We start from the raw sequence: 17209 nt of genomic DNA, 5'->3' as shown, positions 1-17209 counted from the left end.
CGGCTGGGGGACAAACCCCGCGATTCTATGCGAACAGCGTGGCCAGCCGGCGGTAGGAGTCCAACAGCGCCGCACGGTCGTAGGTGCTGGTGGTGACCAGCACCTCCTGCGCGTCCGTCTCCTTCAGCAGCGTCTCCAGCTCTGCGGCGACCTGCTCCTCGGTGCCCGCGATGTGCCCGGTGAGCCCCGCCTCGTAGAAGCCGCGCTCCTTCGAGGTCATCGCACGGGTCTCGACCGCCTCGGCGGGCGGCAGCGGCGGAAAGGTGCCGTGCGTGCGGGAGTACGCCATAGACCAGGCCTCGGGCAGGAGCAGCCGCCGGGCGGCCTCCTGTGTGGCGGCCACCGCGATCGTGCCGGAGATCACCACGTACGGCTCGCTCGCCCACGGCGAGGGCCGGAAAGCCTCCTGGTAGGCGTCGATGCCGCGCCGCATCTTCTCCCGGCCGCGCAGGTCGCCGATCACCATGGGCAGGCCGAGCCGGGCGGCGATCCGCGCGCCCTCACCCATGGCCAGCACGAACGGCGGCACGGTGAGCCCCTCCGCCGGCCGTGCGTGCACCCCGGTGGGTGAGGTGCCGCCGAACCAGCCGAGCAGTTCCCCGATCTGCGCCGCGAAGTCCTCGGCGTCGCCCTTGTCGCGGCCCAGCGCCCTGCGCACCCCGTCGGTGAAACCGACCGACCGGCCGAGCCCCATGTCGATCCGCCCCGGGAAGAGGGACTCCAGCACACCGAACTGTTCGGCGACCACGAGGGGCTGGTGGTTCGGCAGCATCACCCCGCCCGTGCCGACCCGGATCCGCTCGGTCGCGCCGGCCACCGCGGCGGCCAGCACCGTCGGCGCCGATCCGGCCACGCCGGGTACGCCGTGGTGCTCGGACACCCAGAAGCGGTGGTAGCCGAGCCGCTCCGCCTCGCGCGCGAGGCGCACGGTGTCGCGCAACGCCTCTCCCGCCGGGTGCCCTTCCCGGTGCGGGAGCGGTCGAGGACGGAGAAACGGGTCCGGTGGATCAGCGCACTCACACCCTGTTCAACGCGCGCGGGGGCGAGGGATTCCCGCCGTCACGGGGCGTCGGCGCGCGGACACGGCCGCGCGAACGGTGGATTCTTCATAACTCCTCCCGCCTCCGGGCGTTGCACCTGATGCGGGCGAAAGACCGCATCTCTCTCATCTGTGGAAGGCAGGGAACCTATGAAGCGGGTTACCCGGAACACCCTGATCGCGGTGGCCGCCGCGTCCGGTGCGATGGCCATGGTCCCGGCGGCGCACGCCGACTCGGCGGCGGAGGGCAATCTGGCCGGTTCGCCCGGCGTCGCCTCGGGCAACGGGATCCAGCTCCCGGTGGCCGTGCCGGTCAACGTGTGCGGGAACAGCGTGAACGTGGTGGGTCTGCTCAACCCGGCGTTCGGCAACACCTGTGCGAACAAGGGCGGCTCGGGCAAGGAGGGCTCCGGCAAGGGCGGCTCCGGCACCAACGGCTCCGGCACGGGCGGCTCGTTGAACGCGGGCGGTGGCGCCTCGGCCGGGCAGACGAACGAGGGCTCGCCCGGCGTGATCTCCGGCAACGGGGTCCAGCTGCCGGTCGATCTCCCGGTCAACGTCAGCGGCAACACGGCGAACATCGTCGGCATCGGCAACCCGGTGTTCGGCAACGAGTCGTCCAACACCTCCGGCGAGAAGCCGCAGCAGCCCGGCACGCCGCGGACGCCGGACAAGCCGATCGACCGGTCGGTGCCCCCGGTGCACGCGCAGCCGCCGGCGCCGCACCACGACACGGCGCTGGTGCGCACGCCGGTCGAGGAGGTGGGCGCCGCGAGCGCCCTCGCCGAGACCGGCACGGACGGCATGCTCCCGGCCGCCCTGGCGAGCGGGGCGCTGCTGCTGGGCGGCGCGGCACTGTACCGGCGCCACCGCGTGGGCGCCCGGCACTGACGGGCCCTACCTGCGTGCTCCCGGCCGCCGGATGACCTGCAACTCCAGCGTCACCGGCGGCGCGGCCACGCCGGGGCCGCCCGCGGCCGCCCAGTCGATGACCTCCTGCGTGCAGTCGTCGTCCATCGCGAACCCCACCCACACGGCCCGCCCGCCGGCCCGGCGTCCCGCGGCCGACGGCTGGACGACGATGACGTTCGCCTGGTCGCAGGGGCCGAGACAGTCGGTCGTGCGGACCTGGAAGCCGTGCTCCACGGCCGCGGCACGCAACCGTTCCACCTGCCAGTCGTGATCGGTGCCGGGGTGCTTGCGGGCGTTGCCGCAGCAGCAGCCCCGGCACACCACGAGGGTGCAGGGCCGTTGCCGGGCGGCGCCGACGAAGGAGCGGGGGGCGGGGACGCGGGGCCGGGCGGTGGATCGCATGGGAGAAGCATGATCCATAGGGCGGAGCCGGAGACACCCCCTAGGGTGGACCCCGTGACTGTTACGTCCCGCACGTCCGCCGCCCGCGCCTCCCGTCGTCCGCTCGCCGTGTTCGATCTCGACAACACGCTCGCCGACACCGCGCACCGGCAGCGGTTCCTCCAGCGGCGGCCGAAGGACTGGGACGGCTTCTTCGCCGCCGCGCCCGAGGACCCGCCGCTCGCCGAGGGTGTCGCGCTGGCCGTGGAGAGCGCGGGGGAGTGCGAGGTCGTCTACCTCACGGGGCGGCCCGAGCGGTGCCGGGCCGACACGCTGGACTGGCTGGCCGAGCACGGGCTGCCCGAGGGGCGCGTGTACATGCGCCGCGACGACGACCGGCGGCCCGCCCGGCGCACCAAGCTGGAGACCCTGCGCCGGCTCGCCCGCAGCCGCGAGGTCCGGGTCCTGGTGGACGACGACGAGCTGGTGTGCGACGACGCCGAGCGTGAGGGGTTCACCGTGCTGCGGGCCCGCTGGGCCACCCCGTCGACCGAGCTGAAGGTCGCGCAGGAGCGCGAGGGCCGTACCTGAGCCGCCAGGGGTCCGTCAGTCGGACTCCTCGAGGCGGAAGCCCACCTTCAGGCCCACCTGCCAGTGCGCGATCCGGCCCTCCTCGATCTGCCCGCGCACCTGTGTCACCTCGAACCAGTCCAGGTTGCGCAGGGTCTGCGACGCGCGCGTGATGCCGTTGCGGATCGCTGCGTCGACACCCTCGGGGGAGGTGCCGACGATCTCCGTGACCCGGTAGGTGTGGTTCGACATGCGGGTGCTCCTCTCGCGGGCGGGGGCGCGTGTGTCACGCGTCACTCCACCGTGCCCCAGAGTGCCGCTCGGCGCGAGGCGGTCGGGCCCGCCTTACTCGGGGAAACCCTTGACCCCTCGCATTGGTCCATACCAAAATCCGGCACACCCGTTCGAGTATCTCGCTCGTCCCCCACGTCGGGTCCCATTTCTCTGTCCGCAGCCTGAAGCCCTCCAGCCAGGACCCCGGGAGCCCCCTCGTGCCACGCCGCCTCCTCGCCCTCGCCTGCACGTCCGCCTGCCTGCTCACCGCCTGTGGCGTCCTGCCGGACAGCGGCGCGGCCCGCCGCACGGTCACCGTCTGGCTGATGAAGGACAGCGCCTCACCGGAGTTCCTGCGCCGGTTCACCGACGACTTCGAGCACACCCATCCCGACCTCGCGCTCGACATCCGCGTCCAGCAGTGGACCGGTATCGGCGCCAAGGTGCAGGCCGCGCTGAAGGCGGACGGCACCGACGGCCCCGACGTCATCGAGGTCGGCAACACCCAGGTCCCGCAGTACATCGACAAGGGCGGACTGCTCGACCTGACCCTGGAGTCCATGCGCGACTGGGGCCTGGACGACTGGCTGCCCGGACTCGCCGAGCCGGGGCAGCGCGACGGACAGCAGTTCGGCATCCCCTGGTACGCCGCCAACCGCGTCGTCGTCTACCGCAAGGACCTCTTCGCCCAGGCCGGTGTCACCGCACCGCCGAAGACCCGCCAGGAGTGGCTGGAGATCACGCGCAAGCTGAACTCCGCCGGCCATCAGGGCATCTACCTCGCCGGACAGGACTGGTACACCCTCGCCGGGTTCGTCTGGGACGAGGGCGGGGAGCTCGCGGTGGAGGGCGACGGCGGCTGGCGCGGCACCCTCGACACCCCGGCCGCCCTGCGCGGCATGGACTTCTACCGGCGGCTGCACGCCCTCGGCGACGGGCCGGCCGACGCCGACGAGGAACACCCGCCGCAGGCAGGGGTGTTCGCCTCCGGCACAGTGGCGCAGATCGTGGCCGTCCCCGGCCTCGCCCAGTCCATCGTGCAGCAGAACCCCGGCCTCAAGGGCAAGCTCGGCTTCTTCCCCGTCCCGGGCAGGAGCGCCGGCCGCACCGGCGCCGTGTTCACCGGCGGTTCCGACCTCGTCGTGCCACAGAACACCGACGAACGCAAGGGCGCTGTCGCCGTTGTCGAGGCCCTCACCGGCGCCCGGTGGGACGGTGACCTCGCGCGCACCATGAACTACGTGCCCAACAAGGCCAGGCTCGCCCCGGCCGTGGCCGGTGAGGAGGGGGTCGCGGCCATGGCGGCCGGAGCCGCGCACGGCCGGGCGACCCCCAGCACGCCCGAGTGGGCGGTGGTCGAGGCCGACAACCCGATCAAGCGTTACATGACCGCCGTGCTGGCCGGGGCCGACCCCGCCACCGAGGCCCGGCGCGCCTCACGCCGGATCACCGAGGCGCTGAAGGTGTCGCTGCGCTGAGCCGCCCTCGGCGCAACGCGGCCAGCGCGTCAGCGCAGTGCGGCCAGCGCGTCAGCGCAGTGCGGCCAACGCCTCGGCGCGCCGTGGCCGACGCCTCAGCCGACCACGGCCGCCACGCCCACTCCTCTCACCGCACCGTGGCCAGCGACAGTGCGAACCGGCCTTCGCGATCCGTCCACCAGTGGGACAACTCCATCCCCGCGGCGGCCAGTTCGCCGCCCACCCCCTCCTTGCGGAACTTCGCCGACACCTCCGTGCGCAGCTCCTCGCCCGCCGCGAAGTCGACGGCGAGGCCGAGCGGGGGAACCTTCACGGTCTGCGCGGTACGGGACCGCAGCCGCATCTCGATCCACTCGCGGTCCGCGTCCCACCGGGCGACGTGGTCGAACCCGTCGGCGTCGAAGTCGGCGCCGAGCTCGCGGTTGATCACGGTGAGGACGTTCTTGTTGAACGCCGCCGTCACCCCGGCCGCGTCGTCGTAGGCGCGGACCAGGACCTGCTCGTCCTTCACCAGGTCCGTGCCGAGCAGCAACGCGTCACCGGGGGAGAGCAGCCCCCGTACCGAGCCGAGGAACGCGGACCGCTCGGCCGGCAGCAGATTGCCGATCGTGCCGCCGAGGAACGCCACCAGCCGCGGCCCCGGTGTGTCCGGCAGGGCGAGCGCCCCGGTGAAGTCGGCGATCAGGGCGTGCACGTCCAGGTCCGGCCGCTCGGCGGCGAGTGCCTGCCCGGCCTGGGTGAGCGCGCTCTCGCTGACGTCGACCGGCACATAGGTCTGCAGCGAGGTCAGCGCGTCGATCAGGTACCGGGTCTTCTCCGAGGAGCCGGAGCCCAGCTCGATCAGGGTGCGGGCCCCGGTGGCGGCGGCGATGTCCCCGGACCGGTCGATCAGGATCTCGCGCTCGGCGCGCGTCGGGTAGTACTCGTCCAGCGCGGTGATCTGCTCGAACAGGTCGCTGCCGTGGGCGTCGTAGAACCACTTCGGCGGCAGCGTCTTCGGGGTGGCCGCGAGGCCGGCGAGGACGTCCGCGCGCAGGGCGGCGTCCGTGGCGTCCTCCGGCAGGGTGCGGGTGATGCGGAACGGGCTCACGGTCGGAACTCCTTGGGGGGTGTGTCCTGATCGAGGTCCTTCAGCTCGGTGAGCAGCACCTCGGTGCGGCTCGCCGTCAGCAGGGTGCGGTCCGGGACCTCGCGCCACAGCGGGTCGTCGTCGTACGGCTCGGAGGCCACGACCGTGCGGCGGCCCGGCTCGGCCAGGTACCACAGGGTGTCGCCCCAGGCGGTCGCGGCGATCGTGTCGCCGTCGGTGAGCAGCAGGTTGAGCCGGGATCCCGGCGCGGCCCGGGCGGTCTCGGCGACCGTGTCGGCCAGCGCCTGGCCCGCCTCGTCACCGGCCCGCAGCCGGGCCAGTACCAGGGCCCACACCAGCGCCGAGTCGGTGCGCGCCTCCAGCGCCAGCAGGTCCTCGGCGGGCAGGGTGCGCGAGAGGGCGACCAGGGAGCGCGGCCAGCCGGCGATCGCGCCGTTGTGGCTGAACAGCCAGCGGCCCGAGGCGAACGGCGCGGCGGCGGCCTCCGCGTCGGCCCCCGCCAGCGTCGCGTCCCGTACGGCGGCCAGCAGCGCCCGGGTGCGCACCACGCGGGCCAGGTCGGCGAAGGACTGGTCGGCCCAGATCGGGCCGGCCCGGCGGTAGCGCGCCGGCACCGGGTCGCCCCCGGCGTACCAGCCGACCCCGAAACCGTCGGCGTTGACCGTGCCGTACCGCTGCCGCCGGGGCGCCCACGACTGCCGGTACAGGCCGTGCTCCGGCTCCACCAGGAGCCGGCCGAGTGGTTCCTCGTCTCCCACACAGGCGAGGTGACGGCACATCAGACAGCCTCCACGGAGCGGGCGGTGCGGAAGCCGGAGAAGATCTGCCGCCGGATCGGGTAGTCCCAGTTGCGGAAGGTGCCGCGGCAGGCCACCGCGTCCACCGCGAACGAGCCGCCGCGCAGCACCTTGTACTCGGGGCCGAAGAACACCTCCGAGTACTCCTTGTACGGGAACGCAGTGAAGCCCGGGTACGGCAGGAAGTCGCTCGCCGTCCACTCCCACACGTCGCCGATCAACTGCCGTACGCCGAGCGGCGACTCGCCCTTGGGGTAGCTGCCGGCCGGGGCCGGGCGCAGATGGCGCTGACCGAGGTTGGCGTGCTCGGGTTCCGGGTCGGCGTCGCCCCACGGGTAGCGCATCGAGCCCCCGGTCGCCGGGTCGAAGCGGGCCGCCTTCTCCCACTCCGCCTCCGTCGGCAGCCGCCGCCCGGCCCAGCGGGCGTAGGCGTCGGCCTCGTACCAGCACACGTGCAGGACCGGCTCGTCGGGCGGGACGACCTCCGTGACGCCGAAGCGGCGGCGCAGCCACTGCCCGCCGTCGCGGCGCCAGAACAGCGGCGCGTGGATCGTGTGGCGGCGGATGTGGTCCCAGCCCTCGCGGGTCCACCAGCGGGGGTCGTCGTAGCCGCCGTCCTCGATGAACGCCTGGTAGGCGCCGTTGGTCACCGGAGTGGTGTCGATCGCGAACGGCGCGACCTCCCGAACGTGTGCGGGCCGTTCGTTGTCCAGCGCCCACGGCTCGCCGGAGGTGCCCATGGTGAACGGGCCGCCGGGGACGACGACTTCGGCCGGACCGGTGAACAGCGGCACCGGATCGGGATCCGGGGCGATCAGGGCCTGCGGTCCCGTGCGCAGCTGATGGGTGATCAGCATCGTCTCGTCGTGCTGCTGTTCATGCTGCGCGATCATCCCGAACGCGAAACCCGCCTCGGTCAGCCGGGTGCCGTCCAGCCGGGCGGACTCCAGCACGTCCAGGGCCCGGGTGCGCACCTGGGCGGCGTACTTGCGGGCCTCGTCGGGCGGGAGCAGCGGCAGGGAGGGCCGTTCGGCGCGAGGGTGCTCGAAGGCGTCGTAGAGATGGTCGATCTCGGGGCGTATCGCCTCCTGTCCGCCGACCGTGCGCAGCAGCCACTGCTCCTCCTGGTTGCCTATGTGCGCGAGGTCCCAGACCAGCGGGGACATCAGCGGCGAGTGCTGCGCGGTGAGGTCGGGGCCGTCGACGCAGGTGGTGAGCAGGGTGGTGCGCTCGCGGGCGGTGGTGAGCGAGGTGAGGGCGCGCTCGCGGAGCTTGTCGGCGTCGGGCGCGGGCTCGGTCATCGCAGGTCGTCCTTCCCGTGTGCGCGCGCGTCGGCGCCGCGCAGTCGGTCCAGCAGGTCGTCGGCGGGGCAGCGGCCCCTGAGCACATAGCGGTCCCGGTACGCGGCGACGGCGTCCGTGACCTCGGTGGTGGCGCCCAGGCGGGGCAGAGCCCTGAGCGCCGCCGTGAAGCAGTCGGCGGCCGCCTCCGCGAGTTCCGGGTCGGCGAGGCCGTCACGGGCCGCGTCGGTCCACAGCGGGTTGTGCGGTGCGGGCAGTGCCAGCGTCCGTTCCGCCAGCGGTTTCACCCTGCGGTACGCGGTCTCGGCGGCCTCCGGGTCGTCGAACAGGGCGGCCGTCACCGCCAGCGGCACGATCCAGCCGTCGTCGCCGGGCTGGGCGTCGATCATCCGCAGCTCCAGATGGCCACGTGGGCGCACCGGCGGGAACAGCGTCGTGAGGTGGTAGTCGAGGTCGGCACGGGTCGGTGGCCGGGGCGCCCCGGAACGCGTCCACTCACGGAAGGTGAGCCCGTCGGGCACCTCCCACGGGCCGTCCTCGCGCCGGACGCACATCACGGGCGCGTCCAGCACGTGCCGGGCCCACGCGGCGCGCGGCTCGCCGTCCTGGACGGGGGCGCCCGCGCGGCCCGGACCGATCTCCATCCAGCGCAGCTGCCGGGTGGAGCGCCAGCCGGTGGGGCGGTGCCCGGCCATCGGGGAGTGCGCGAAGGCCGCCACCAGTACGGCGCCGAGCGTGTGTGCCAGCCACCAGCGGCGCCCGTGGCCCAGCGGACCGGGCTCCTCGTGCCCGGCGTCCACGCAGACCTGCACGGAGGCGGAGGTGCGCATCATCGCGCGGCCGGCCGGTCCGGCGCGGTCGAGGGCGGTCTCCATGGCGTCGTAGCGCGGCTCGCGCAGATACCGGCGCGGGGAGTGCCAGGGGTCGTGGCCGATGCCGGCCAGGACCAGGCCGTCGCGGCGCAGTACGGCGCGGACGGCGGCGAGGTCGGCGGAGACGGTGCCGACGCACTCCATCAGGGAGGCGGCGGGCGGCGAGCTCAGTTCCAGCTGGCCGCCGGGTTCGACGGTGAGGGCCGAGCCCAGGGGCACCTTCCGCAGTGCGGCGTAGGCCGCGTCGAGCCGGTCGTGTGTCACGGGGAGCCGCGGGTCGCGCTCCTCGTGGACGAGCCATTCCACTTCCACCCCGAGCAGGCGGGGTGGTCCGGTCTTGAAGCAGATGCCCCTGACCAGGGCCTCCACCTCGGCCTCGGTGACACGGGTACGGGGCTCGCTGTGCTCCGTACAGTCACCCGCCGCGGTAGGCGACGAATCGGACATGTCGGGATCCTCCTGAGAGTCCACCATGCCGCCGGCCCGGCTCCGGGTGGTCCGGGCGCGGCACGCTCGTCCCACCCAAGACGCTCCTGCCGAATCGCACAAGAGTGCCAGGCGACACGTTCCGGGCTTCGTAAGGTTCCTTTCCCGCAGGTTTTCCGCCGCGTTCCACGCCCGGGAAAACGCGTTGCGGCGCACGACCAGCATCGCTCAGGATGCGTCCATGAGCACGACGGGGGAACGCGCGCTCCTGGCGTCCACGGGGGTGACGCCGTGAGCGCGCGCTTGCGCGGCATCGCGCGGGAGACGGAGACGATCGTCGAGGCGGGCCGGTACGTCCGGCCGGACGGGCACACGGTGTCCCTCGCGGTGGCGATCGAGGCGGCGCGGAAGGACACGCGGATGCACGGCCCGGAGCCGGTGCCCGTGCCCGGGGTGCCGCCGGCCGACACGCGGATCGAGGTCACCGGCGAGAGCAGCCTTCAGGCCGCCCGCCGCCTCGCGCGTCACCCGGTGGCCGTCCTGAACTTCGCCTCCGCGCGCAATCCGGGCGGTGGCTACCTGAACGGGGCGCAGGCCCAGGAGGAGGCCCTGTGCCGGGCCTCCGCGCTGCACACCTGCCTGCTGCGGGCGCCGGGGTTCTACGACCACCACCGCACCCACCGCGACCCGTTCTACACGGACCGGGTCATCCACTCCCCGGGTGTGCCGGTCTTCCGCGACGACCGGGGCCGCCTGCTGGACGACCCCTTCCACGTCGGATTCCTGACCGCCGCCGCGCCGAACGCCGGCGTCGTCCTGCGCACGGCCCCGCAGCGAGCGGCCGAGCTGCCGCGTGCCCTGGCGGTACGGGCCGAGCGGGTCCTGGAGACGGCGGCCGCGCACGGATACCGGCGGCTGGTGCTGGGCGCCTGGGGCTGCGGCGTCTTCCGCAACGATCCGGCCCGCGTGGCCGCATCGTTTCGCGCGCTGCTCACCCCCGGCGGGCGGTTCGCCCACCGGTTCGAGCACGTGGTCTTCGGCGTCCTGGACCGCAAGGGCGACACCCGGGCCGCCTTCGAACGCTGCTTCGAGGGTGTGGCCGCTCAGGTCCAGCCGTAGCGCTCCGCCAGCCGCCTGCGGACCAGGTCGAAGCGCATCCGGTCCAGGGCGCAGGCCTCGCGGCGCATGCCCTGCTCGTGCAGGCGCAGCACGCGGTCCACGTCCACCCAGGAGTCGCGCCCGGAGCGGTCCCACGGCCCGCTGCCGATCGGCACCCACTCCCGGTCGCCGTCGTGCCGCTTGCTGGAGAGCTGCACGGCCAGCAGCGTGCCCGCCGCCTCGCGGGCGACGACCAGCACCGGCCGGTCCTTGCCCCGGCCGTCGTTCTCCTCGAACGGCACCCACGTCCAGACGATCTCGCCGGGGTCGGGATCGCCGTCATGGGCGGGGGAGTACTCGGTGCGCACCCGGCCGACCTCGCGCGGGTCGGCCTCGGTGGTGGCCGTGGGGCCGTGGCGGCCGGGGACGTTCTCTTCGGTGAAAGCGGTCACGGGGGCACCCTAAAGGCTCCCCCGTGACCGCGCGATCAGTGCCTCACGCGTCCTGGACCGGCACCCTCTGCGGCGGCTGGGGAGCCGAGCCGTTCAGCGACGGACCGCCCGGGTTCTGGCCGTTCACGTTCATCGACGCGAGCAGCTGGCGGGCCAGGCCCAGACCCGTGCCGCCCATGGTGAGCGCCTTGGCGAACACGTCCGCCATGCCGTCGGCGCCGTTGAGCAGCACCATGTTGTCGACGTTGGCGAAGGCCGACGCCCCGGCCTGGACGATCTGCGGCCAGTTCTCGGCGAGTTGCTGGGCGACGACCGCCTCCTGGTTCTCGGCCAGCGCGGCGGCCCGCGCCTTGATCGCCTCGGCCTCGGCGAGACCCTGGGCCTTGACCGCCTCCGCCTGCGCGAGCCCCTTGGCCTGGGCGGCGGCCGCCTCGGCCTCACCGGTGGCCCTGGTGGCGGCGGCACCGGCCTCACCGCGCGTCCTCGTCGCCTCGGCCTCCGCGCCCGCGGCCGTCTTGACCCGGGTCGCCTCGGCCGCCGCGGCCAGTTCCGTCTCCTTCGCCTTGGCCTGCGCCGCCGAGATGCGCGCGTCGCGCTCGGCCTCGGCCAGCGTCCGGGTCTCGTAGGCGCGGGCGTCGGCGGGCTTGCGCACATCCGCCTGAAGCTGCTGCTCGCGCCGGTGCGCCTCCAGCTCCGCGACCCGGGTCTCCTGCACGACGACCTCCTGCCGGGCCCCGGCCTCGGCGAGCGGTCCGGCCTGGCGCGCCTTGGCGGCCGCCTTGTCCCGCTCGGCCTGGTAGCCGGCCTGGAGGATCTCGCTGTCCCGGGTCGCCTCCGCCATCCGCGCGAACGACTGCTGTTCGGCCTCGGTCGCCAGCCGGTTCGCCTCGGCCTGCGCGATCCGCGCGTCCCGCTGCACGGCCGCCGCGTGCGGCATCGCCAGGTTCTGGATGTACCCGGTCGGGTCCTCGATCTCGTGGATCTGCAACGAGTCCACGATCAGGCCCAGTTTCTCCATCTCCGTGCCGCACGCGGCCCGCGTCTGACCCGTCAGCTTCTCCCGGTCGCGGATCATGTCCTCGACCGTCAACCCGCCCACGATGGACCGCAGATGACCGGCGAAGACGTTGTGCACCCGCTCCGACATCAGCCTCTGCTGGTCCAGGAAACGGCGGGCCGCGTTCGCGATCGACACGAAGTCGTCGCCCACCTTGAAGATGACCACGCCGCGCACCTTCAGCGGAATGCCCTGATGCGTGACACAGTCCACCTGCAGCTCGGTCTCGTTCAGATCCAGCGACAGCTTGCGCACCGCCTGCACCCCGGGCAGCACCAGCGTGCCGCGCCCGGTGACGATGCGGAAGCCCATGCCCTCCTCCAGGCCCTCCGTACGGTGCTTGGAGCCGGAGATGATGAGCGCCTCGTTCGGTTCGGCGACGCGCCACATGAGCTTGAACAGACCGATCAGAAGCAGGACGGCAACGACGACCGCCCCCGCAACGACGCCGACGACCATCGGCATTCGCCCCCTTTGCATGGTGCCCTTTCGGCACCGAACGAAGGGAGTGTGCGCCCGGCGGGCCCGCGCCGGAAGACGTCCGCGAATCCTTGTTGCAATCTTGACGCAGACGCCTCTCACCTGCGCCGCAGCGGGCTCAACTGTCGTACGCGGCCGTGACGTAGACGGTCCGCGGCGGCAGGTACTCGACCACCATCACGACCGTGCCGCGCTCGATGCGGTCGGTGCCGGCGGCCGGGTAGGCGAGGAAATGCTCGGCGCCGCCCCGCACCCGGACGATCACCTCGCCGACCAGCCCGGGCCCGACCGTCCCGGTGACCCGCCCCATGAGCCCGACCATCGACGCATCGTCCATGGTCACAGCGTACGGGCCGGGTCGGGGCGCGGCCTATGCCCCGGGCGGCCACCGTTCGTGCCAGCGCGCCTCGGCCTCCAACCGGGCCGCCAGCGACACAAGCAGTGGTTCGCTGTGGGCGGGTCCCAGCAACTGGGCGCCCACCGGCAGCCCGTGGCCGGTGAACCCGGCGGGCACGTTGACGCCGGGCCAGCCGAGCACGTTCCACGGCCAGGCGTAGGGGCAGGCCGCGATCATCGCCCGGTCGGTGGCGAACCCGCCCAGCGCGTGCAGGGCGCCGATGCGGGGCGGGGGAGCGGCCGTGGTCGGCGCGAGGATCACGTCGTACGACGTGAAGAACGCGCCGATACGACGGTGCAGCACCGCCTCCGCCCGCCGGGCCGTCCGCAGCGGCGCCCCACCGAGCAGCCGGCCCAGCCGGGCGGCGCCGCGGGTGCGGGCGTCGAGGAGGTCGGGGAACGGCGCCTCGGCGACGCGTTCGGCGATCCCGGCGGTGGCGCGCGGCACGAAGGTCAGCCCGATCGGTCCGTACGGCGGATCGGCCTCCTCCACCACGTGCCCCAACTGGGCCAGTTTCTCGGCGAGTTCCACGATCCGGGCGCGCACCTCGGGCCGCAACCGGGCCGGTACCGCGGTGAACGGCGGCTTCAGCGACAGCGCGATCCGCAGCCGCCCGGGGTCGCGGCCGATCGCGTCGGACACGGTCAGCGCGGGCGGCCGGTGCGGATCGCGCGCGTGGTTGCCGCTCGCCGCGTCCAGCAGCAGCGCGGCGTCGGCGACCGTACGGGCCAGGGTGCCGTTGACCGTGATGCCCTGGAAGGACTCGCCGCGCGGCCAGGTCGAGATCCGGCCGCGCTGCGGTTTGATGCCGACGAGATGAGTCCAGGCGGCCGGGATGCGGACCGAACCGGCGCCGTCCGAGCCGAGCGCCGCGGGCACCAGTCCGGCGGCGACGGCGGCCGCCGACCCGCCGGAGGAACCGCCCGGCGTGTGCTCGGGGCTCCACGGGTTGCGGGTGGCGCCGAACGCGGGGCCCTCGGTGTGCGGCCACTGCCCGAACTCACAGGTGTTGGTCTTGCCGACGATGACCGCCCCGGCCGCGCGCAGCCGCCGTACCGCCTCCCCGTCCTCGGGGACGGGCGGGAAGTCGCCGCAGCAGCCGAACGCGGTCGGCTCGCCCGCCACGTCCATGTCGTCCTTGACGGCGACCGGCACCCCGAGCAGCGGCCTGCGCACCCCCGCGGCCAGCTCCCGGTCCGCCGCCTCGGCCTCGGCGAGCGCGGCCTCGGCCCGGACGATCCGGAACGCGTTCACCGTCGCCTGTGACGCCTCGATCCGCTCCAGCGTGCGCTCGGCCAGCTCCCGCGCGCTCACCTCGCCCGCGGCCAGCGCACGGGCGGTCTCGGCCAGTCCTGCGGGGCGGTCGAGCGTCATACGGCGCACCTCCGGAACTCCGTGTCTACCGAACGGTAACCTGCGGGGCGCGGGCGGGGGAACGCCCCGTCGTCCGGCCGGGGTCGAGCGGGCCGGCGGCGAGCCTTCCCTACGATGGCGGTGGTCGTGCTGGAGGGGGCGGCGGGGTCGCGCCCCGCGTCAGGGGGCGGGTGTGTACCGGGGCGAGGGACGTCCATACGGGGAAGGTGCGGGCGGCGGCGGAGCGATGCCGCCCGCGGTGCGGGAGAGCCGGCGCGGGCGGCTGCGGGGGCTGCCACGGCGCGCGGTGGGGTTCGTCGGGCGGACGCTGTGGAACGAGTTCCGCGGCATCGTGGCCGACCCGGTCGTCCGGCTCGTGCGCCGCGGCCCGGGCGCGCTGCTGCTGGGATGCGTGGCCTGCGTCGGGGTGATCTTCTTCCACGCGATCGCGCAGTACCCGGTGGGCGCGACCGTGGTGCGCGTCCTCGGCGGCGTCCGGGGTGACCTGCCGCTGTGGCTGGCCCTGTTGCGCACCCCGGTGTCGCTGTACGTGCCGGCGCTCGACCTGCCGGTGTGGGCGGGCCTCACGTCTCTGTTCCTGGCGTTCGCGCTGGCCGAGTTGGCGCTCGGCCGGATCCGTACCCTGGCCGTCGCCTACGCGACCACACTGGCCGGCACGCTCGCGGCCCGGGTGATGATCGCGATCGGTCCCGGCTGGTGGGGGCTCGGCCTGCCGCCGGAGACCGGCCAGGTGCTCGACACCGGCCCCTCGGCGGCGGTCGTGGGGCTGTTCACGTACATGGCGGTGACCCGCCGGGCGCCCGTGTTGTTCACGCTCACCGGTGGGTCGATGGTGTGGGAGTCGATCGCCGTGCCCAACCTGGCCGGGCGTGAACACCTGGTCGCGGTGGGCGCGGCGATCGTCCTCGGTGTGCTGCACGGGCGCCTGCGGCGGCCGTCTAGTCGTGTTCTCCCGCGTCGGGTGCGGGCACGCGGCCGGGTTCCTGCTCCTCCACGCCGCGCCGCAGGATCGGAGTGATCAGCAGGTGGTAGATCGCCGCTCCGACCACACCGCCGACGAGCGGCCCGACGATGGGCACCCAGAAGTAGAGATCGCCGTACTGGTCTCTGAACGCCGTGCCGTACCCCGTGATGAAACTCGCCAGCCGGGGGCCGAAGTCACGGGCCGGGTTGATGGCGTACCCCGCGTCCGTGCCCCAGGCCATACCGATCGCCACGACCACCAGGCCGATGATGAACGGCGCGAGGTTGGCACCGGGCGGGGTGTTGAGCAGGTCGGTGATCGCGAAGATCAGCAGCACCAGGATGGCCGTGCCGATCACCTGGTCACGCAGCGCGCCCCATTGGCTGACCGGGAAGACACCGTCGCCGGGCAGGGTCGAGAACACGCCTTGTGACTTGATCGTGTGACCGGGGTCGAACTTCGCAAGGACCTCCGTGTAGTTCCAGCGCACGATCAGCGCGGCGACGAACGCACCCGCCGTCTGGGCCACCGCGTACGGCAGGACCTTGCGCCAGGAGAAGCCCTTGAAGCAGGCCAGGGCCACGGTCACGGCCGGATTGAGATGCGCACCGCTGATCCGGGCGGCGACGTACACACCGAGGGTGACGCCGAGCCCCCAGGCCCAGGCGATGCTGTCGTGATTTCCGAGGCCGGCGGCCACGACCTGGGCGACCACGCCGACTCCGAAGAGGATGAGGACCATGGTGCCGAGGAATTCCGAGACCAGCTCGCCGGTCAGTCCTCTGGCGTTCGTCCTGTCTGCCATGGAGCACCGCCTCCACCTTCTGAGGGGGGATGGGTGTGATGACGATGGGGCGTTTCGCGCGCGAGCGTGATGATTTGATGCTGGACGTCCACGGCCGTAACGTCAACCGGAGCGCCATATTCCGCGGGGGTCCGCGGCCCGTCGCCGGGTGTACGGCCGTACGCTGGGCGCCGTGTGGAACAGCTCCGACGGTCTTGATGCCGGGGCCGTGGCGGCCCGTTTCACCGGCACGCGCGTCACCGGGCGGCGACGGCTGTCCGGGGCGCTCACCGAGGTCGTGCTGGACGACGGGCGCACGGTGATGGTGAAACGCGGCGACGACGCCGGCGCGGTGCGGGCCGAGGCGGCCGGACTGCGCTGGCTCGCGGACGCCGGCGCCGTACCGGTGCCCGCGGTGCACGGGCAGGACGAGCGCTGGCTGGTCACCGACCGCGTCCCCGACGGGCCGCCCACCGCCGAGGCGGCGGTTCGCTTCGGGCGTGAGCTGGCCGCCCTGCACGCCGCCGGCGCCCCCGCCTTCGGCGCCGCCCCGCCCGGTGGCCCGCGGGACGCCTGGATCGGACGGGCCCCGATGCGCAACGCGCCCGGCCCGGACTGGCCGCGCTGGTACGCCGAGCACCGTGTCCTGCCCTATCTGCGCCGCGCCGTCGACCAGGGGACCGTCCGCGCCACGGAGGCGCCGGTGGTCGAACGGGTCTGCGAACGACTGCCCGAGCTCGCCGGGCCCGCCGAGCCGCCCGCCCGGTTGCACGGTGACCTGTGGAACGGCAACGTGGTGTGGGGAGCCGACGGGCACGCCCGGGTGATCGACCCGGCCGCGCACGGAGGACACCGCGAGAGCGATCTCGCGATGCTGCACCTCTTCGGCTGCCCCCACCTGGAGCGGGTGCTGGAGGGCTACCAGGACGCGGCACCGCTCGCCGCGGGCTGGCGCGAGCGTATCGCCCTCCACCAGCTCTTCCCGCTGCTGGTGCACGCCGTCCTGTTCGGCCGCGGCTACGCCGAACAGGCACTGACAGCTGCCCGGACGACTGCGTCGGGCTGAGTGGGGGCACGGTCCGGCTGCGCGCTCGCAACCGACCTGGGCGCGGGGGTGTTCCTCCGCGCCACGGACCCGCGCTGCGAACGCACGAGGCCGTCCACACACCGATCGGCGCAACGGCTTCGCCGCCGGACACTCCGGGTTTCTCCCCAGGCTTCGGATTCCGCCACCGGGCTCGGGGCCCGCTCCCGCGTCCGGCTTCGCCGCCCGGGCCCCGGGCTCGCCCCGTTGCGCGCTCCCCGCCCGGGTACCGGGCTTCGCCGCCGAGCGTCTGGGCTTCGACTTCGCCACGCCGGTGGACTTCGCGCCGGTGGCGCGGTTTCGCCGCCGGGCTTCGGGGTTGCTCTCGCGTTGCGGGCTTCGCCCACGCACGGCTGCGGCTTGCCCGGGGCCGGCTTTCG

17 protein-coding genes and 1 pseudogene are annotated in these 17209 nt (G+C 73.7%); 6 read left to right on the top strand and 12 right to left on the bottom strand.

All coding sequences use genetic code 11. The features are described 5' to 3' along the window. Positions 1–25: 25 nt before the first annotated feature. Positions 26–1020: pseudogene (locus ACZ67Q_RS13955) on the bottom strand (LLM class flavin-dependent oxidoreductase). A 169-nt stretch (positions 1021–1189) separates the two neighbouring features. Between ACZ67Q_RS13955 and ACZ67Q_RS13950 the strand changes: the two are divergent. Beyond that, positions 1190–1930 (top strand): chaplin, encoded by a 741-nt coding sequence (locus ACZ67Q_RS13950; RefSeq protein ID WP_471180834.1) that lies wholly within the window; start codon positions 1190–1192, stop codon positions 1928–1930. Between the two features lie 6 nt (positions 1931–1936). Here the strand turns inward: ACZ67Q_RS13950 and ACZ67Q_RS13945 are convergent, their stop codons facing one another. Next, positions 1937–2353: a (2Fe-2S) ferredoxin domain-containing protein gene (locus tag ACZ67Q_RS13945; protein WP_471180832.1), complete on the bottom strand. Its 417-nt coding sequence runs from the start codon at positions 2351–2353 to the stop codon at positions 1937–1939. 54 nt (positions 2354–2407) lie between these two features. Here ACZ67Q_RS13945 and ACZ67Q_RS13940 point away from each other — a divergent pair, with 54 nt between their 5' ends. Next, complete coding sequence (locus tag ACZ67Q_RS13940; RefSeq protein WP_471180829.1) at positions 2408–2923, top strand: phosphatase domain-containing protein; 516 nt, start codon at positions 2408–2410, stop codon at positions 2921–2923. Between the two features lie 15 nt (positions 2924–2938). Here the strand turns inward: ACZ67Q_RS13940 and ACZ67Q_RS13935 are convergent, their stop codons facing one another. Further along, positions 2939–3154, bottom strand: coding sequence for a dodecin (locus ACZ67Q_RS13935; RefSeq protein ID WP_361629392.1), 216 nt, complete (start codon positions 3152–3154; stop codon positions 2939–2941). A gap of 239 nt (positions 3155–3393) precedes the next feature. Here ACZ67Q_RS13935 and ACZ67Q_RS13930 point away from each other — a divergent pair, with 239 nt between their 5' ends. Continuing rightward, positions 3394–4653, top strand: a complete 1260-nt coding sequence (locus tag ACZ67Q_RS13930) for an extracellular solute-binding protein (RefSeq protein ID WP_471180826.1) — start codon at positions 3394–3396, stop codon at positions 4651–4653. A 127-nt stretch (positions 4654–4780) separates the two neighbouring features. Here ACZ67Q_RS13930 and egtD read toward each other — a convergent pair whose 3' ends face one another. Genes egtD through egtA form a run of 4 tightly spaced genes read right to left on the bottom strand, consistent with a single transcriptional unit; the run spans position 4781 to position 9160 of the window. Beyond that, positions 4781–5743: an L-histidine N(alpha)-methyltransferase gene (egtD, locus tag ACZ67Q_RS13925; RefSeq protein ID WP_471180823.1), complete on the bottom strand. Its 963-nt coding sequence runs from the start codon at positions 5741–5743 to the stop codon at positions 4781–4783. Beyond that, positions 5740–6522 (bottom strand): ergothioneine biosynthesis protein EgtC, encoded by a 783-nt coding sequence (egtC, locus tag ACZ67Q_RS13920; RefSeq protein WP_471180820.1) that lies wholly within the window; start codon positions 6520–6522, stop codon positions 5740–5742. The genes egtD and egtC overlap by 4 nt, the downstream gene beginning before the upstream one ends. Continuing rightward, positions 6522–7841 (bottom strand): ergothioneine biosynthesis protein EgtB, encoded by a 1320-nt coding sequence (gene egtB / locus ACZ67Q_RS13915; RefSeq protein ID WP_471180817.1) that lies wholly within the window; start codon positions 7839–7841, stop codon positions 6522–6524. The genes egtC and egtB overlap by 1 nt, the downstream gene beginning before the upstream one ends. Continuing rightward, positions 7838–9160 carry an ergothioneine biosynthesis glutamate--cysteine ligase EgtA gene (egtA, locus tag ACZ67Q_RS13910; RefSeq protein WP_471180814.1) on the bottom strand — a complete coding sequence of 441 codons (1323 nt, stop codon included), beginning with the start codon at positions 9158–9160 and terminating at the stop codon, positions 7838–7840. Before egtA ends, egtB begins: the two co-directional genes overlap by 4 nt. Before the next feature lie 270 nt (positions 9161–9430). On the opposite strand from egtA, the gene ACZ67Q_RS13905 reads away from it, so the two are divergent. After that, on the top strand, positions 9431–10258 hold the full coding sequence (locus ACZ67Q_RS13905; RefSeq protein ID WP_471180811.1) for a TIGR02452 family protein: 828 nt from the start codon (positions 9431–9433) through the stop codon (positions 10256–10258). On the opposite strand, the gene ACZ67Q_RS13900 is transcribed toward ACZ67Q_RS13905, so the two are convergent. The 4 genes from ACZ67Q_RS13900 to ACZ67Q_RS13885 all read right to left on the bottom strand — a co-directional run bounded on the left by ACZ67Q_RS13900 (position 10243) and on the right by ACZ67Q_RS13885 (position 13997). Continuing rightward, positions 10243–10689 carry a type II toxin-antitoxin system PemK/MazF family toxin gene (locus ACZ67Q_RS13900; RefSeq protein WP_471180808.1) on the bottom strand — a complete coding sequence of 149 codons (447 nt, stop codon included), beginning with the start codon at positions 10687–10689 and terminating at the stop codon, positions 10243–10245. The two genes, ACZ67Q_RS13905 and ACZ67Q_RS13900, sit on opposite strands and share 16 nt — an antisense overlap. Positions 10690–10732: 43 nt before the next feature. Next, entirely contained in the window at positions 10733–12211 is a 1479-nt protein-coding gene (locus ACZ67Q_RS13895; RefSeq protein ID WP_471180805.1) for an SPFH domain-containing protein, read from the bottom strand. Positions 12212–12344: 133 nt separating this feature from the next. Continuing rightward, the gene (locus tag ACZ67Q_RS13890; protein ID WP_469808237.1) at positions 12345–12563 is read right to left on the bottom strand and encodes a hypothetical protein; all 219 of its coding nucleotides are present in this window, start codon (positions 12561–12563) and stop codon (positions 12345–12347) included. A 33-nt stretch (positions 12564–12596) separates the two neighbouring features. Continuing rightward, positions 12597–13997: an amidase gene (locus tag ACZ67Q_RS13885; protein WP_471180802.1), complete on the bottom strand. Its 1401-nt coding sequence runs from the start codon at positions 13995–13997 to the stop codon at positions 12597–12599. A 226-nt stretch (positions 13998–14223) separates the two neighbouring features. Between ACZ67Q_RS13885 and ACZ67Q_RS13880 the strand changes: the two genes are divergently transcribed. Further along, positions 14224–15015 (top strand): hypothetical protein, encoded by a 792-nt coding sequence (locus ACZ67Q_RS13880; RefSeq protein ID WP_471180799.1) that lies wholly within the window; start codon positions 14224–14226, stop codon positions 15013–15015. Here the strand turns inward: ACZ67Q_RS13880 and ACZ67Q_RS13875 are convergent. Continuing rightward, positions 14936–15766 carry an MIP/aquaporin family protein gene (locus ACZ67Q_RS13875; protein WP_471180796.1) on the bottom strand — a complete coding sequence of 277 codons (831 nt, stop codon included), beginning with the start codon at positions 15764–15766 and terminating at the stop codon, positions 14936–14938. The genes ACZ67Q_RS13880 and ACZ67Q_RS13875 overlap by 80 nt on opposite strands. A gap of 172 nt (positions 15767–15938) precedes the next feature. On the opposite strand from ACZ67Q_RS13875, the gene ACZ67Q_RS13870 reads away from it, so the two are divergent. Next, on the top strand, positions 15939–16811 hold the full coding sequence (locus tag ACZ67Q_RS13870) for a fructosamine kinase family protein (protein WP_471180793.1): 873 nt from the start codon (positions 15939–15941) through the stop codon (positions 16809–16811). Positions 16812–17209 lie beyond the last annotated feature (398 nt).

This window comes from Streptomyces sp. NPDC036813, from assembly GCF_055609245.1.
The sequence above is the reverse complement of the archived record's forward strand: the minus strand, read 5'-3'. Positions and strand labels throughout refer to the sequence as shown.